Here is a 569-nt window from a genome sequence, read left to right on the forward strand (position 1 = left end):
CTGCCCGGTGGGCGTTGGCGGTTGTGGGAGCAGTTCTCGTTGCGGGGGCCGGGTTTTCCGGTGGGGGGTGTGCTGGATCTGGCGCCGGTGGATGTGTCGGTGTATGCGGACAAGTTTGCTGGTGGGGTGGGGTTGTCGGGTCCGGATTGGGATGAGTTCGAGGGGGTGTTCGGGGAGGTTGCGGCGCGGACTGCTGTGAGGTTGCAGGAGGTTGCGGGGGGTTCGGATTTCACGGCTGCGGTGGCGTGGCAGAACCGTACGGTGTTGCGGACGGGGATCGGTCCTTTTCTGGGGTGGGTTCCGTCGGCTTCGGGTCGGTCGAGTATGCCGCGTCAGCGTGAGGAGTTGGTGGCGCATTACTGGCAGCGGTTCTGTGTGAAGAACGACACGATCGGGTTCTTCGGTCCGGTGGGCTGGGGTCGTGTGGATGGTTCGGTGCGGGGGGTGGAGATTGATCCGGGGGAGGGGCTGACGGCTTCGTCGTCGGTGTTCTTCTCCAGTTGGTCGATCGACGCGCTGGCGAAGACACTGTCGGCCGACGAGTCACTGATGGCATGGATACCCCCACG

Annotated in this window: 1 protein-coding gene; it reads left to right on the forward strand. The window is 64.7% G+C overall.

The window, feature by feature from the left end:
* Window positions 1-569: lantibiotic dehydratase (locus tag OO67_RS35410; protein ID WP_244300515.1), on the forward strand; the 569-nt coding region annotated here is incomplete at both ends.

Source organism: Streptomyces atroolivaceus, from assembly GCF_000717025.1.
GTDB lineage: Bacteria > Actinomycetota > Actinomycetes > Streptomycetales > Streptomycetaceae > Streptomyces > Streptomyces atroolivaceus.